General features: G+C 73.4%; 14 protein-coding genes. 6 read left to right on the top strand and 8 right to left on the bottom strand.

What is annotated here, in order from left to right; genetic code table 11:
- Window positions 1–292 precede the first annotated feature (292 nt).
- Together ABZ576_RS05200 and ABZ576_RS05195 are read left to right on the top strand one after the other, a co-directional pair.
- Window positions 293–667, top strand: a complete 375-nt coding sequence (locus ABZ576_RS05200; RefSeq protein WP_360735955.1) for an STAS domain-containing protein — start codon at window positions 293–295, stop codon at window positions 665–667.
- 180 nt (window positions 668–847) lie between these two features.
- Window positions 848–1363: an EF-hand domain-containing protein gene (locus tag ABZ576_RS05195; protein ID WP_360735953.1), complete on the top strand. Its 516-nt coding sequence runs from the start codon at window positions 848–850 to the stop codon at window positions 1361–1363.
- Between the two features lie 27 nt (window positions 1364–1390).
- Here the strand turns inward: ABZ576_RS05195 and purU are convergent, their stop codons facing one another.
- Together purU and ABZ576_RS05185 are read right to left on the bottom strand one after the other, a co-directional pair.
- Entirely contained in the window at window positions 1391–2275 is an 885-nt protein-coding gene (gene purU, locus ABZ576_RS05190; protein ID WP_360735950.1) for a formyltetrahydrofolate deformylase, read from the bottom strand.
- Window positions 2276–2322: 47 nt separating this feature from the next.
- Window positions 2323–2823, bottom strand: a complete 501-nt coding sequence (locus tag ABZ576_RS05185; protein WP_360735948.1) for a hypothetical protein — start codon at window positions 2821–2823, stop codon at window positions 2323–2325.
- A 117-nt stretch (window positions 2824–2940) separates the two neighbouring features.
- On the opposite strand from ABZ576_RS05185, the gene ABZ576_RS05180 reads away from it, so the two are divergent.
- Window positions 2941–4275: an ABC transporter substrate-binding protein gene (locus ABZ576_RS05180; RefSeq protein ID WP_360735946.1), complete on the top strand. Its 1335-nt coding sequence runs from the start codon at window positions 2941–2943 to the stop codon at window positions 4273–4275.
- Between the two features lie 31 nt (window positions 4276–4306).
- On the opposite strand, the gene ABZ576_RS05175 is transcribed toward ABZ576_RS05180, so the two are convergent.
- Together ABZ576_RS05175 and ABZ576_RS05170 are read right to left on the bottom strand one after the other, a co-directional pair.
- The gene (locus ABZ576_RS05175; protein ID WP_360735943.1) at window positions 4307–5938 is read right to left on the bottom strand and encodes a hypothetical protein; all 1632 of its coding nucleotides are present in this window, start codon (window positions 5936–5938) and stop codon (window positions 4307–4309) included.
- A gap of 200 nt (window positions 5939–6138) precedes the next feature.
- Complete coding sequence (locus tag ABZ576_RS05170) at window positions 6139–7524, bottom strand: transcriptional regulator (RefSeq protein ID WP_360735940.1); 1386 nt, start codon at window positions 7522–7524, stop codon at window positions 6139–6141.
- A 281-nt stretch (window positions 7525–7805) separates the two neighbouring features.
- On the opposite strand from ABZ576_RS05170, the gene ABZ576_RS05165 reads away from it, so the two are divergent.
- A complete protein-coding gene (locus tag ABZ576_RS05165) occupies window positions 7806–8471 on the top strand; it encodes a bifunctional DNA primase/polymerase (RefSeq protein WP_360735938.1) in 666 nt (221 codons plus the stop codon).
- Between the two features lie 69 nt (window positions 8472–8540).
- Here ABZ576_RS05165 and ABZ576_RS05160 read toward each other — a convergent pair whose 3' ends face one another.
- Together ABZ576_RS05160 and ABZ576_RS05155 are read right to left on the bottom strand one after the other, a co-directional pair.
- Window positions 8541–9434: an alpha/beta hydrolase gene (locus ABZ576_RS05160; protein WP_360735936.1), complete on the bottom strand. Its 894-nt coding sequence runs from the start codon at window positions 9432–9434 to the stop codon at window positions 8541–8543.
- 272 nt (window positions 9435–9706) lie between these two features.
- The gene (locus ABZ576_RS05155) at window positions 9707–10399 is read right to left on the bottom strand and encodes a metal-dependent transcriptional regulator (protein ID WP_318202859.1); all 693 of its coding nucleotides are present in this window, start codon (window positions 10397–10399) and stop codon (window positions 9707–9709) included.
- A 237-nt stretch (window positions 10400–10636) separates the two neighbouring features.
- On the opposite strand from ABZ576_RS05155, the gene ABZ576_RS05150 reads away from it, so the two are divergent.
- Entirely contained in the window at window positions 10637–11392 is a 756-nt protein-coding gene (locus ABZ576_RS05150; protein ID WP_360735933.1) for an SIS domain-containing protein, read from the top strand.
- 66 nt (window positions 11393–11458) lie between these two features.
- Here the strand turns inward: ABZ576_RS05150 and ABZ576_RS05145 are convergent, their stop codons facing one another.
- Window positions 11459–12862, bottom strand: a complete 1404-nt coding sequence (locus ABZ576_RS05145; RefSeq protein WP_360736653.1) for a PAS domain-containing protein — start codon at window positions 12860–12862, stop codon at window positions 11459–11461.
- Window positions 12863–13321: 459 nt separating this feature from the next.
- Window positions 13322–14008 carry a pyridoxamine 5'-phosphate oxidase gene (gene pdxH / locus ABZ576_RS05140; protein WP_360735930.1) on the bottom strand — a complete coding sequence of 229 codons (687 nt, stop codon included), beginning with the start codon at window positions 14006–14008 and terminating at the stop codon, window positions 13322–13324.
- Between the two features lie 177 nt (window positions 14009–14185).
- On the opposite strand from pdxH, the gene ABZ576_RS05135 reads away from it, so the two are divergent.
- Window positions 14186–15286: a citrate synthase 2 gene (locus ABZ576_RS05135; protein ID WP_360735928.1), complete on the top strand. Its 1101-nt coding sequence runs from the start codon at window positions 14186–14188 to the stop codon at window positions 15284–15286.
- Window positions 15287–15366: the final 80 nt, after the last annotated feature.

Below are 15366 nucleotides of genomic sequence, written 5' to 3'. Positions count from 1 at the left end.
CCACTCGAAATGTAGTCGGCACGTCTGACAACGCACGCCCCTTTGGGACAAAGTGCGCCCCCCGCGACGCCGCAGGTGATAGTGCCCCCTTCACACAAACTCCACACGAGACGCGTGCACCTCTGATCGAACACGACCGATAGTGACCGAAACAAGCCCCTCGTTGATCGCCCGCCGTTTGTGGGGTCACGTTTCAGGGAACGGCCGCTGGGCAGCCGCGCGGAATGAAACGTAGGAACTGCTTCCGTTTCCGGGCGGTTCCGCGAGATCCGGCGAGCGGAGGGGCAAGGCCGTGGCATTCAACGTGACCGGCGTCGAACAGGGCGGGTGGGCCGTGCTCCGGGTGTCCGGGGAACTGGATCTGATGACGTCGCCGCTGCTGCGCCAGCGGGTGCACGACGTCGTTGCCGAGGGCCACCACAGCCTCGTCGTGGACCTCTCCGACGTGTTCTTCTGCGATTCCAGCGGGGTCGGCGTCCTGATCGCGGCCCGCCGGCTGATCCGGTCCTGCCAGGGGCGGCTGCGGCTGATCCTGCCGGACCGGGGCGCCGACGACGGCTCGCACGTCAACCGGGTCCTCGGCGCGCTCGGCGTCCGCCGCCTCTTCGACGTCCGCCCCGACCTCGACTCGGCGACCACGGACGAGGCGGGTCCGCTCTCCGCCTGAGTGTCCGTCACGGCCGCGCGACTTCGCCCCACAGTTGTCGCGGAATTCCCCCGGTCTTGGCACAATCGTCGGTTTCCCGCCGCCCGACGGCCCCCCGCGTCGTACGCTCCGTGCCAGGCCAACCCCACGGACAGCCGAAACCCTCACGTACGACCCTCACGTAAGGCGGCCCGAACACACATGGTCAGCACCGAGTACGAGCGCAGGATCGCCGCCCGGTTCGCCACCTTCGACCAGGACGGCAACGGCTACATCGACCGCGAGGACTTCAGCGCCGCGGCCAAGGCCCTGCTCACCGAGTTCGCCGTCCCCGCGCGCTCCGTCAAGGGACAGGCCCTGTACGCCGGCGCGGAGGCGTTCTGGCAGGGCATGGCCGGCATCGCCGACCGGGACGGCGACCAGCGCATCACCCGCGAGGAGTTCGTCACCGGCGCGGTCAAGCGGCTGCGCGACAACCCGGACCGCTTCGCGGAGATCGCCCGCCCCTTTCTGCACGCGGCCCTGGCGGTGGCGGACACGGACGGGGACGGGCGCGTCAGCGTCCCCGACACCGCGCGCGTGCTCCGGGTCCTGCACGTGCCGGAGGCCGTCGCCCAGGCGAGCGCGGCGGCCCTCGACGCCGACGGCGACGGCAGCATCGCCGAACCGGACATCGTGCCGGCCTTCGCCCGCTACTTCACGGTGACCGAGCAGTGACCGGGCGGGCGTGACCGCCCGGCCTCCTCAGGGGAAGACCACCGTCCGCCGGCCGTTCAGCAGGATGCGGCGCTCCGCGTGCCACTTCACCGCTCGTGCCAGTGCCTGGCACTCCACGTCCCGGCCGATGGCCACCAGCTGGTCCGGCGTCACGCCGTGGCCCACCCGCTCGACCTCCTGCTCGATGATCGGGCCCTCGTCCAGGTCCGCGGTGACGTAGTGCGCGGTCGCCCCGATCAGCTTCACGCCCCGGGCGTGCGCCTGGTGGTACGGCTTGGCGCCCTTGAAGCTCGGCAGGAAGGAGTGGTGGATGTTGATGATCCGGCCGCTGAGCCGCTTGCACAGGTCGTCGGAGAGGACCTGCATGTAGCGGGCGAGGACGACCAGTTCGACCCGCTCCTCGCGGACGATCTCCAGCAGCTTCGCCTCGGCCTCGGACTTGGTCTCCCTCGTCACCGGGATGTGGTGGAAGGGGATGTTGTAGGAGCCCACCAGTTCTTCGAAGTCGGTGTGGTTCGACACCACGCTCACGATCTCCACCGGCAGCGCCCCGGTCCGCGCCCGGAACAGCAGGTCGTTCAGGCAGTGCCCGAACTTGCTGACCATCAGCACGATGCGCATCTTCTGGTCGGCCCGGTTGATCTGCCAGTCCATGTGGAAGGAGTCGCCGATCGCGGCGAAGCTCGCCCGCAGCTTCTCCACCGTCACCGGCGCCTCGGCCGAGAAGTGGACACGCATGAAGAACAGTCCCGTGTCGTGGTCACCGAACTGCTGGCTGTCCTCGATGTTGCAGCCGGTCATGAACAGGTAGCTGGACACGGCGTGCACGATGCCCTGCTTGTCCGGGCAGGAAAGGGTGAGGACGTACTGGTCGGCCGGTGCGGCGGCGGAAGGGGCGGACTGATCGGTCATGCACTGTATGGTTTCACACCGCCCACCCGGCGCGGGCCGCCGTCCCGCTACGCGGACCGCGTCAGGATGCGCAGCACGTCCAGGCTCTTCGGCGGGGCGTCCGGGTCCTCCCCGTCGCTCGCCGCCATCCGCACGTGCGCGTCCCGGGCCGCCCGCACCGCGTCCGGCCAGCCCGGGTGCTCCAGGTACGTCGCGACGGGCGCGTCCGGACCGACCTGGTGCATGATCCGCAGCACCCGCAGCACCGCCGTGTCGACGAGTGCCGCCTCCTGCGAGTCCCGGAATATGGTGCCGACGTACTTCTCGGCCGACCAGTTGTCCAGCCAGGTGTCCTCCACCAGCCGGTACACGGCGTCCGTGACGTCGCCGTAGCCGTCCGTGCCGGCCAGCCAGACGTCCCGCTGGAACACCGGGTCGGAGAGCATGTGCAGCGCCGAGCGCACATGACTGCGCCACCGCCACCACGGCATGTCGTTCAGGGGCATGCCGCCCATGGTGGAGGAGCGACGGCCGCGACGGGAAGAGTTCTCCGAACCTTGCACGGTCATCGATCGTACGTTCCTCGCCCCACCGGTCTCACCGGCCCCTGTAATTCACCCCCGCGTCACCCTTCGTCCACCGAGGGTCACTCCCAGGTTAGTGGTGTGAGGGAATCGTGCGTGTGCATGACCGGCAGGCGACGCACCGCTCTCCCCGCCCCTCCCCCGCCCCTCCGCCCCGTCGTCAGAGCAGGCGCCCTCGCCACGGGTGCCCTGGCCCTCTGTGCGTCGCTCACCGCCGCATGCGGGGTCATCCCCGGTGCCACGGGGGGCTCCGGGGATGACCCGATCACCGTGATGACCTGGGCGCCGCAGGACACCGACGCGACCAACAAACCGGGCATGCCCGCGATGGCCCGCGCCTACGCCAAGTGGATCAACGCCCACGGCGGCATCAACGGCCGCAGGCTCTCCGTGCTGACCTGCAACGACCACAACGACAGCGTGGGGGCGGCGAAGTGCGCCCGGCGCGCGGCGGCCGAGAACGTGGTCGCGGTCGTCGGCTCCTACAGCCAGTTCGGCGACTCCTACCTCGCCCCGCTGGAGGGCGCCGGCATCCCCTACATCGGCGGCTACGGCGTCACCAACGACGAGTTCACCGGCTCCATGTCCTATCCGGTCAACGGCGGGCAGCCCGCGCTCCTGGCCGGCCTCGGCAAGGCCCTCGCCGCCGGCTGCGGCAACGTCACCCTGGTCCGTCCCGACAGCATCGCCGGCGACCAGCTGCCCGCGATGCTCGACTCCGGGCTGAAGGCCGGCGGGCACGCGGACGCCGGCGACCAGCTCGCGGCCGAGGACGCCACCGAGTACGGCAGCCAGGCCGAGCAGGCCCTGCGCCACGCGACCGAGGGCGGGGACACGGACAGGAAGGGCTGTGTGGTGCCCGCGCTCGGGGACCGCACGGACACCTTCATGGACTCCTTCCGGCGGGCCCGCGGAAGTTTCCCGGAGGTGCGCACCGCGACCGTGATCGGCAGCGTCGACCAGACGGTGATCAACGCCACCGGCGGGGCTTCGGGGCCGTACGAGGGGGCGTACATCACCGGCTGGTACCCGGTCGCCTCCGACCCCCGCTGGGACCCGATGAAGAAGGTGATCAACGAGGCGGCCTTCGGCGACAACCGCATCGACCCCGCGGACGCCGGTGTGCAGACCACGTGGATCGCCTACACCGTGCTCAAGGCGGTCCTGGAGAAGATCGGCGACGGCGAGGTGAGCGCCGACACCGTGCGGCACACCCTCGACGACGGCCTGCGGGTCTCCACCGGCGGCCTCACCCCGACCCTGCACTGGCCCTACGAGGGCAAGCTCTCCGCGGTCGGCTTCCCGCGGCTGGTCAACGCCGACGTCACGCTCCAGGTGGTCCGGGGCGGCGAGCTGGTCGCGGCGAGCAAGGGCACCGGCGGCAGCGACGGGACCGCCGACATGACCTCGACCCTGGAGAAGGCCGAGGTGCCGTGACGGGTCCCGGCACCGGGACCCGCCGCGGCGGTCAGAGCTGGGTGGGCTGGCGCTGGGTCAGGCCGTACTGCTTCGCGATCGCGTTCCACAGCGCCGCCGCCTTCGTCTTCTGCGCGCTCGCCGTGCCGCTCTCCCGGTTGCCGGCCTGGGTCTCCCCGGTGGTGCGGGCCCGACCCTTGCGGCACACCTTGCGGCTCTTGGCCTGGTCGGCCCAGGCCGCGTAGTGGTTGTCGGCCGCGGCGGACGCCTGCCACGCCTTCGTCAGGGCGTCCCGCAGCTGGCCCTGGGCGTGCAGCTTGTCCGTGGAGAGCTCACCGAGCCGGGTGACCAGCTGGGCGCGCTGCTTGGCCGCGTCGCGCAGGTTCGAGGCGGCCTCGTCGAGGTTGTCGCACCCCTTGATGTCGCCCACCGCCTGGATCACCGAGGCCCGGCTGCTGCCGCTGTCCGCGAGCAGCTCGTCCAGCTCGACGGCCTGCTGCCGGGCGGGGTCGGCGCTGGGCGAGGCGGAGTCCTGGGTGGCCGGGGACGCGGCGGCGACCGTCTTGCCCTTGTCCTCACCGCCCGGCTCCGCGCCGCCGCCACCGCTGAGCAGCGCGCCGGCGCCGACACCGATCACGACGAGGCCCACGCCGACGGCGGCGATCAGCGGCACCCTCGACCGGCCCGAGCGCCGGCCGCCGCCGTCCGGCTCCCGCTCGTACGACGACTGCGCCGAGCGGTACGCCGACGGGGCCGGGTCGGGGTAGGCGTCCTGGACGCGCGGCAGCTGCTGGGTGGTCCCGGCCGGGGCGTCGTCGCCCGCGGGGCCGCCGCGGAAGAGGCTGTCGAACTCGGCGGGCGGCTGCCGGTCCGCGCCCTGCGCCTGGCCGGTGTAGGGCGGGATGTACTGGGTGGCCTCCGCGTCGGAGGACGCGGGCGCGGCCTGCCGGGGCACCTGCCCGAAGTAGCGCGTCTCCTCGCTCCCGGACTCCGGGGGCAGTGCCCCGGGAGCCACCGGCGCGATGTACTGCGTGGCGGCGTCGTGTCCGCCGCCCGCCGGGACCGGCGGGATGTACTGCGTCGCGCCGTCGGCCGGGCCGGCCTGCACGGGCGGCAGGTACTGGGTGGCGCCGTCGTCCGCGGGACCGGCGGTGACCGGCGGGATGTACTGGGTCGCGCCGTCCGCCGCCGGAGGCAGCGGGGCGCCCGCGGCCGGGTACGCCGGCGGCAGCGGCGCGGCGGCGGCCGGGGCGGACTGCGCCGGGTAGGGCTGGGGCTGCTGCTGGTACTGCTGGTACGGGTCCGGGGCGCCGTACCCGTGCTGCTGGGCCGCGCCGTGGGCACCGGCGCCGGGCTGGGCGCCGTACTGCGCCCCCTGGCCGGGGACCTGGCCGCCGTACGACGGGGCCGTGGCGCCCTCGGGCGGCAGGGGGCCGGGGTCCGCGGCGGCCGGCGGCTGCCCGGGGGCGGTCCACTGCGGGGCCGGGGACCATCCCTGGCCCGTACCGGGATCCTGCTGCGCGTGCCCGGGGCCCCAGGAGCCGCCCCAGGACTGCCCGCCGGCCGGGGCGGCGGGCGTCGCGGTCATGCCCGGCAGCAGGGGCTCGCCTCCGTCGGAGGGCAGCACGATGCCTTCGCGCGCGGGCCGCGCCGAGGGCTCCTCGCCCTGTCCACTCTGCGTCACCGGGACTCCTACCAATGGGGGACCTTGTGAATCGTCGGCTCACGCTACCGGGTCCCCCGAGCCGCGTGCCACGCAGCTCAGAACACGACTTCCTTCCCTGTGACAGCGGTAACAAAAGCATCCGCTACCGGCCGTTCACGGCACCCGGCGCATCCCCGGGTGCCGTTCGCCGCCCGTTCACGCCCCCGGGGGGCAGGTGTTCACGCGGCCTGCTGAAGATCGAGGCGCGCCCCGAACTCCCGCACCACCGCCTCGTCCCGGAAGGGGGCCAGGCGCTGCTGGAGATCGTCCAGGTACTCCGCGCCCCGGTTGGAGCGGAGCGTCTCCAGCAGCTCCACCGCCTTCAGGCCGGTGCTGCACGCCTGTTCCACCTCGCGCTGCTGCACCTGGGCCGTGGCGAGCAGCACGTAGCCGATGGCGCGCCGGCGGGCCCGGGACTGCGGGTGCCCGGCCAGTGCCTGCTCGGCGTACCGCGCCGCCTGCTCGGGCTGCCCGAGGTCGCGGTGGCAGTGCGCCAGCTCGTCGGCGAGGTACGCCTCGTCGAAGTGCCTGATCCACACGGGGTCGTGGTCCGCGGAGCCGTCCGCCCGCTCCATCGCCGCCAGCGCCCGTCCGCCGGCCGCCTGCGCCGCGCGGTCATCGCCGAGCAGCGCGTGCCCCCGCGCCTCGGCCGCGTGGAACATCGCCTCCGCGCGCGGGGTCACCTGCCCGCGCGCGCCCTCCTGTGCCGCCCGCGCCAACTGGGCGATCTCGCGCGGGTTCCCGAGCTGCGCGGCGAGGTGGCTCATGGATGCGGCGAGGACGTACCCGCCGTACCCGCGGTCCCCGGCGGCCTGCGCCAGCCGCAGCGACTGGATGTAGTACCGCTGGGCCAGGCCCGGTTGGCCGGTGTCGACGGCCATGTACCCGGCCAGCTCCGTCAACCGGGCCACGGCGGCGAAGAGTTCCCGGCCGACCGCCTCCCGGTAGGAGCCCGCGAGCAGCCCGGAGACGACGCTGTTGAGGTAGTGCACGACGACCGGGCGCACGTGCCCGCTCCCGTACTGGTGGTCGAGGTCCACCAGCGCCTGGGTCATGGACCGTACGGCCGCCACGTCGGACTGGCCCACGCGCGGGCCCGCCTGCCGGGCCACCTGGGCGTCCGGCGCCGAGATCAGCCAGTCGCGGCTGGGCTCGACCAGCGCGGAGGCGGCGACGGAGGAGCCGGACAGGAAGTCCCGCCGGCCCACGTCGCTGCGCCACAGCTCGCAGACCTGCTCGATGGCCCCCAGTACCGTCGGCGAGAACTGGAGGCCGACCCCCGAGGCGAGGTTCTTGCCGTTGGCCATGCCGATCTCGTCGATCGTGACCGTACGGCCGAGCTTGCGCCCGAGCGCCTCGGCGATGATCGCCGGGGCCCGGCCCCGCGGCTGCTGACCGCGCAGCCAGCGGGCCACGGACGTCTTGTCGTAGCGCAGGTCGAGGCCGTGCTCGGCGCCGCACATGTTGACCCGCCGGGCCAGCCCGGCGTTCGAGCACCCCGCTTCCTGGATGAGTGCTTGCAGCCGTTCGTTCGGCTGCCTCGCCACAAGAGGCCTTGCGGCCATGAGCTACCCCCTGCGTTGCGATCCCCTGAGCATGAAGTTCCGGTGGAGCCTGATGTTCCGGCCGGGAAGATCACTGCCCAGCTGACATACCGTCAATGCGTGACATGTGCGGTTTGCCGGGGTGTAGACGGTTGCCCCCGTCCCTGGCTACCCACCTCACGCCCCGCCTCCTCCCGCGCGCCCCCGCCCGTGCACCCATGCGCCCCGACTGCGGAATCGATGCTCCTCCCCCGCGCGCGCTACGGCCGTAACTCCAGGTGGGCGCGGGAGTTGAGTGGAGCGTGGAAGAGACGATCGCGGGCGCCCCGAACACTCAGATTGCCGGTCACATCCCGCAGCAGCGCGGGGAATCGCTGCTGGAGACCGCCGTACGCTACGCCGAGGAGCGGCACTGGGACGTGTTCCCGGGCACCTGGCTGGAAGCGGTCGACGGGATGCAGCGCTGCTCGTGCGGTGACGCCTCCTGCCCTGCGCCGGGTGCGCACCCCGCGCGCCCCGACTGGGCGACCCAGGCGACCGGCAGTGCGACCGTCGCGCGCCGGATGTGGCAGAAGCAGCCGACGGCGTCGATCCTGCTGCCGACGGGACGGACCTTCGACGCGCTGTCCGTCCGGGAGAGCGCCGGCTTCCTGGCCCTGGCCCGCATGGAGCGCATGGAGCTGACGCTCGGGCCGGTGACGCTCACCCCGGACCGGCGGATGCACTTCTTCGTGCTGCCGGGTGCGTCCGCGAAGGTGCCGGAGCTGGTGCGCAAGCTGGGGTGGTCGCTGACCTCACTGGATCTGTCGGCGCTGGGCGAGGGTGCGTACGTGGCCGCGCCGCCCACCCGGTTCGGGTCCCGCGGCGCGGTCCAGTGGGCCTGCCGGCCGACCCCGGCGAACCGGTGGCTGCCGGACGCGGAGGAACTGATCTCCCCGCTCGCCTACGCGTGCGGCCGGGACCGCTGAGCCGGGACCGCTGAGCCGGGACCGCTGAGCCGGGACCGCTGAGCCGGGGCCCGGCGGGTGACGTCGGCGTCAGTCGGCGAGGACCCGGGTCAGGAAGGGTTCGACGGCCGCGCGCCAGGATTCCGGATGGTCGTAGTGGGCGAGGTGACCGGCGTCGGGGACCTCGGCGTAGACGCCGCGGGGCAGGACCCGGACCATCTCCTGGGCCTCGGCGCGGCCCAGTTCGCCGTCGAGACCCCGGACGACGAGCGTGGGGCACCGCACCTGGGCCAGGTCGTCCCAGTGGGCGTCGTGCACCCAGGTCTCGCGGGAGCTGAGCATCTGCTCCGGATCGAAGACGGGGCGCCAGCCGTCCTCGCACTCGTGCATCACTTCGGCGAAGAACGCACCGCGCGCGGGGCTGGGCCGCTCCACCCAGGGGTCGTCCTCGCCGAACCACTTGCGGACGTCGGCGAGGCTGGCGAAGGGGACGGGCCAGGAGCGGAACCAGGCGGCCCACTCGCGCTGCGAAGCCGCGCCGAGCGCGGAGGCCCGCATGTCGCAGATGATCAGGCCGCGCACCAGGTCGGGGCGCTTGGCGGCGAGCTGCCAGGCGGTCAGCGCGCCCATGGCGTGGCCGATGAGCAGGACGGGGGCGAGGCCGAGCTGCTCGACGGCGGCCTCGGCGTCCTCGACGTACGCCTCGCGGGTGTAGGCGGCCCGTGGGGATTTGTCGCTGCGGCCGTGGCCGCGCTGGTCCAGCGCCACGGCGCGCCGGCGCCCGGCGAGCCAGCGGGCGGTGGCCGCCCAGTGGGAGGCGCGGCCCATCAGGCCGTGCAGTAACAACACGCCCGGAGCGCCCGGATCAGGCTGCGCCCGCGCCCCGCCGGGTCCCGGCTCCGCGTCCCGTTTCGGCGGGTCGGCGAACTCCCAGGCGGCCAGGCGCACCCCGTCCGCTCCCGTCACATCGATACGCCGTGCCATCGGCCTGGAACCCCCCAGCTCCGCCTGCCTCGTCGTCCAGCTGCGTCAGGCTATCGAATACCTATTCGAAAATTGCGTTCCCGCGGACAACACCCCTCATTTGAGTGACACCTCCCAAGGAATGATCAGCGCACCCGAGGGGATCTTCTCAGCGGGAGGCGGACCGCTCGGGGAAAAACGGTCCGAGGGGACGACCCTGAGAGCTCGGGGCTCCGGGTCAGCAAGGGGAGGACAGGCCCCGGCGCCGCACGGCGCCGGGGCCCTCTCGCCTCTCAGCGCTTGGCCACGAACACGTGCGAGGCGACGTCCGCCTCCAGCTCGGCCGCCTCACCGCCGCTGCCCACGAGCACACCACCCGGCGACTCCGTCACGCTCACCACGGAACCGGGCTGCACACCCGCCCGCCGCAGCGTGTACATCAGCTGCGCGTCCGTCTGGATCGGCTCGCCGATGCGGCGCACGACGACCGTCTTGCCGTCCGTGCCCGCGTCCAGGTCGGCCAGCGACACCATGCCCTCGTCCAGGAACGGATCGGCCCCGTCCTTCTCGCCGAGCTCCTCCAGACCCGGGATCGGGTTGCCGTACGGCGACTCGGTGGGGTGCCGCAGCAGCTCCAGCACGCGCCGCTCGACGGCCTCGCTCATCACGTGCTCCCAGCGACACGCCTCCGCGTGCACCTGCTCCCACTCCAGCCCGATCACGTCCACGAGCAGACACTCGGCCAGACGGTGCTTGCGCATCACGCGCGTCGCCAGCCGGCGCCCCTCGTCGGTGAGCTCCAGGTGCCGGTCGCTGGCCACGGAGACCAGACCGTCACGCTCCATCCGCGCCACCGTCTGGCTCACCGTCGGCCCGCTCTGGTCCAACCGCTCCGCGATGCGGGCGCGCATGGGGACGACGCCTTCCTCTTCGAGTTCGAGGATGGTGCGGAGGTACATCTCCGTGGTGTCGATCAGTCCGGACATACGTGCCCCTCGGTTACCTCTGCCGGCAAGCCCGGCCGCTGCGCTGGCCCTGAGCTCAATTCTGCCGGATCCCACTGACAAGCGGGCGGTACCGGGGAAACGGGGCCGCCCTCGCGCAGCACCCGCACCGGACCCGTCCGGCCGGCACCGGTGGCCGGGAACCCACGGCCGTATTGACACCGCACTGGTCCAGACCGCACGGTGATCCGCGACACAGACGCTGCGAAGGGGCACCGCATGAGCGACGGCACGCCTGCCGACCTGTTCTTCGACGCCGCCATCGGCCTGCTCCAGCGGGTCCGCGAGGAGGAGGCCGAGGCGATCGCCGCGGCCGGCGCCCTGCTCGCCGACACCGTCGCGGCCGGCGGCCGCCTGTTCGCGTTCGGCGCCGGGCACTCCTCGCTCGCCGCCCAGGACGTCGTCTACCGCGCCGGCGGCCTGGCCCTGATGAACCTGCTCACCGTCCCCGGCGTCGTCGGCGTCGACGTCACCCCGGCCACCCTCGGCTCCGCCCTCGAACGGGTGGACGGCCTCGCGAGCGCCGTGCTCGACACCTCGCCGCTGCGCGCCGGCGACGCCCTCGTGATCGTCTCCCTCTCCGGCCGCAACGCGCTGCCCGTGGAGATGGCCCAGGGCGCCCGCGCCCGCGGCGTGCGGGTCATCGGCGTGACCTCGGTGGCCTACGCCGCCGAGACGGCCTCCCGGCACGCCTCCGGCACCTTCCTCAAGGACCACTGCGACATCGTCCTGGACTCCAAGATCGCCGTCGGCGACGCGGAACTGACCCTCGACACCATCCCCGCCCCCTTCGCCCCCGCCTCCACCGTGGTCACCGCCGCCCTGATGCAGGCCGTGACGGCGACCGCCGCCGCCGACCTCGCCGACCGCGGCATCGAGCCCCCGCTGCTGCGCTCGGGCAACGTCGACGGCGGACACGAGTGGAACGGCCGGGTGCTGACCGAGTACGGCGACCGGATCTTCTACCACCACTGAAACCGCCGTTTCGGCGCCGGGCCCCGGGCCCCCTCGCGGACCACCCTCCGCGCGCGGGGAACCGCCCTACTCCGCCGGCCGCTCCCGCACCGCCTCCGCCAGATCCAGGGCCGCCGCGATCCGTACGGCCACGTCCTCCGCGTACGCCGTGTCGGAGCGTTCGAAGCGGCTGCGGCCGGCGGTGCGCAGGAAGGTCACCACGCCCAGGGTCCGCCCCCGGCTGCGCAGCGCCGCGCAGAGCGCGTGCACCACGTCGCCGGGCCACTGCCGCTCCCGCGCCCACTCCCGCGCCCGCTCCGCCGGAACCGCCCCGGCGTCCGCCCGCACGGTCCCGGACCGCTGCGCGCACTGGAGCGCCGGATGCCCCTCCTCGTAGGGCACCGGCAGCCCGGCGGCGCCCGTGAGCAGGCTCGGCCCCGGCACGCCGGCCGGCGTGGCGGCGAGCCGTACCAGCCGGACCGGGTCCGCGGCCTCCTCGCCGCCCGCGCGCGGCGCGCCCGCCACCCGGTCGATCAGCGCGTGGTCGGCGAAACCGGCCAGCGCGTAGTCCAGGTGGACGGTGGCCGCCTCCGCCGGGTCCTCGCACTCGGCGGCGGCACGTGCCGCGCGGTGCAGCTGGTTGGTGCGGAACCGCAGCGAAGCCGCCTCCTGCTCGCCCTGCTTGGCCTCGGTGACGTCCAGGAACAGCCAGCCGACGCCGAGCGGCACCGGCTCCTCCGCGAGCGGCGAGGCCAGCCGCAGGAACCCGCTCCGCCAGCAGCGCCGCTTCTCGCCCTCGGGCACGCGCAGGGTCACCCACATCTCGGCGGGCGCGGGCGGCGCGCCCTCGGCCAGGACGTGGGTGAGCGCGGCCTCCAGCTCCTCCACGCCCTGCGCGAGCAGCTCGCCCAGCGGCCGGCCCAGGACCGAGGTGCGCCCCACGCCCAGCGCCCGCGCCGCGTGCGCGTTCACGACGGCGGGCCGCAGGTCCGCGTCGACCAGCACCACGCCCCAGGACGCGTCCTCGAACAGCGCCTCGCTCAGCGCGATCGAGCGCTCCAGGTCGATCTGCGCGTGCACCTCGCTGAACGCGCAGTACACCCCCGCCGGCTTCCCCTCGGGCCCGCGCACCGCGGCGGACTGCGTGCGGACGAGGACCCGCCCGCCGTCCTTCGTGACGAGCGCGAACTCGTGCACCTGGCGCCCCGGCGCGTGCATCGCCGACATCAGCCGGGCCTGCACCTCCTCGGCGTCGGCGCTGCGCACCGCCCACCCGGCGAAGCCGTGCCGCCCCACGGCCTCGGCGGCCGTCCAGCCGAGGATCCGCTCCGCCTCACGGTTCCAGTGGGTCACGACCCCGTCGGCGTCGAAGGCGCACAGGGCCGCGTCCATGCCGTCCAGCAGCGCGGCGAGCAGATCGGAGCCGCCCGGCTCACCGGGCCCGTCCGGCCCCAGCTCGTCGGTGGTCCCACTCCGCCGCGAAGCACTCACCTGGACCCCCTGGAAGCTGCGTCCGCGCACGTAGGCGCTCGGTTCGCTCACTGGCCTTCATTCAACTGGAACGTGACGCAGCACACATCCTGTTCCCGCAAGATTGCGTGAATCCATGCCCCGGGCCGCCCGGCGGAAACCGCAGGTGCTCCCCCGCGCCGCGCCGCCGCCGTGCCGGACCCGGAAAAAAACAGTTGAACCCCCGCGGCCGGGGTTCCTAGGGTGGCGGTACACGAGAAGGGAGGTGGTTCGGCAGATGTATGGAAACCGGACGCGTGAGGTGGCTGCGGGCTAGCGGCCCGTCACCACGTCAAGTGCGGTGCCGGACCAGCGCGCGACAGATGCGCGCAGCCGGCCCAATCCCAAGCAGTCACCCGACCCGCAGGCTGCCGGTACGTCCGGCCGGCTCCTCCTGGAGGAACCCAGCCTGCGGGTCGTCTGCGTTCCCGGGCCCGTGGGTCACGGGCTGAGGCGCTCGACCGTCCAGGTGCCGTCCGGCCGGGAGACGTAGCGCAGGCGGTCGTGCAGGCGGTTGCGCCGGCCCTGCCAGAACTCGATCGTCTCCGGGGCGACGCGGAAGCCGCCCCAGTGCGGGGGCACCGGGACCTGTTCGTCCTCGGGGTAGCGGGCCTCCAGTTCGGCGTAGGCCGCGTCCACCTCGGAACGGGAGGCGATCACCGTGGACTGGGCACTGGCCCAGGCCCCCAGCTGGGAACCGTGCGGGCGGGTGCGGAAGTAGGCGGCGGTCTCGTCGCGGCCGGTGCGGCGGGCGGTGCCGGTGACGATGACCTGGCGGGCCAGCGGGTGCCAGGGGAAGAGCAGCGAGACGTGCGGGTTCTCCGCGAGGTCCCGGGCCTTGCGGGAGCCGTAGTTGGTGTAGAAGACGAAGCCGTCGGTGTCGAACTGCTTCATCAGCACCGTGCGCGAGCTGGGGCGGCCCGTGGCGTCCGCCGTGGAGACGACCATCGCGTTGGGCTCGTAGAGCGTGCCGTGCAGGGCCGCCCGGGCCGCGTCCTCGAACCAGCGCGCGAACTGGTCCATCGGGTGCAGGGCGAGGTCCTCCGCGGCGAGGCCGTCGGCCGTGTACTGCTTGCGCATGGCGGCGGGATCGAGGACGGGGTCCAGGAGCGGGTCGCGGTCGGTCACGCGGTCATCTTGCCGTATCGAACGGGTATGGCACCGGGTGCAGGCAGCTCTCCCCAACCGCGGCACCGGGAGTTATCGTGCTGCTTCCCTTGCGGTTGGGTTGACCACGGGTGACCACCGGCCGAGCGGGGCATCACCCGTGGTGACCGCCGCCCACACATCACGAGGAGCCGCCTGATGTCCGATTTCGTACCCGGACTCGAGGGAGTCGTCGCGTTCGAGACGGAGATCGCCGAACCGGACAAGGAGGGCGGCGCCCTGCGCTACCGGGGCGTCGACATCGAGGACCTGGTCGGTCACGTCTCGTTCGGGAACGTGTGGGGGCTGCTGGTCGACGGCGCCTTCAACCCCGGTCTGCCGCCCGCCGAGCCGTTCCCCATCCCGGTGCACTCCGGTGACATCCGGGTGGACGTGCAGTCGGCGCTCGCGATGCTGGCCCCGGTGTGGGGGCTCAGGCCGCTGCTCGACATCGACGAGCGGCAGGCGCGCGATGACCTGGCGCGGGCCGCCGTCATGGCCCTGTCCTACGTCGCGCAGTCCGCGCGCGGCCAGGGTCTGCCGATGGTGCCGCAGCGCGAGATCGACAAGGCGAACTCCGTGGTGGAGCGGTTCATGATCCGCTGGCGCGGGGAGCCCGACCCGAAGCACGTGGCGGCCGTGGACGCCTACTGGACGTCCGCCGCCGAGCACGGCATGAACGCGTCGACGTTCACCGCGCGGGTCATCGCCTCCACCGGCGCGGATGTCGCCGCCGCGCTGTCCGGCGCGGTCGGCGCGATGTCCGGTCCGCTGCACGGGGGCGCGCCGTCCCGGGTGCTCGGGATGATCGAGGAGATCGAGCGGACGGGGGACGCGGACGCCTACGTCCGGCAGGCGCTGGACCGCGGCGAGCGGCTGATGGGCTTCGGGCACCGGGTGTACCGGGCGGAGGACCCGCGGGCGCGGGTGCTGCGGCGCACCGCGCGGGAGCTGGGCGCGCCGCGGTTCGAGGTGGCGGAGGCGTTGGAGAAGGCCGCGCTGGAGGAGCTGCACAACCGCCGGCCCGACCGGGTGCTGGCGACCAACGTCGAGTTCTGGGCCGCGATCGTGCTGGACTTCGCCGAGGTGCCGGCGCACATGTTCACGTCGATGTTCACGTGTGCGCGGACCGCCGGGTGGTCGGCGCACATCCTGGAGCAGAAGCGGACGGGCAGGCTGGTGCGGCCTTCGGCCCGCTACGTGGGGCCGGGGGCGCGGCGGCCCGAGGACATCGCCGGGTTCGCGGACATCGCCCACTGAGCCCACGGAGCCCACGGAGCCCAATGGGAGGGTTGCTCGGGGCGCGTGGGCGGCTGCGGTGCGTCGTGGTTGCCGCGCCG

It is taken from the genome of Streptomyces sp. NPDC013455 (assembly GCF_040632975.1).
Lineage (GTDB): Bacteria > Actinomycetota > Actinomycetes > Streptomycetales > Streptomycetaceae > Streptomyces.
The sequence above is the reverse complement of the archived record's forward strand: the minus strand, read 5'-3'. Positions and strand labels throughout refer to the sequence as shown.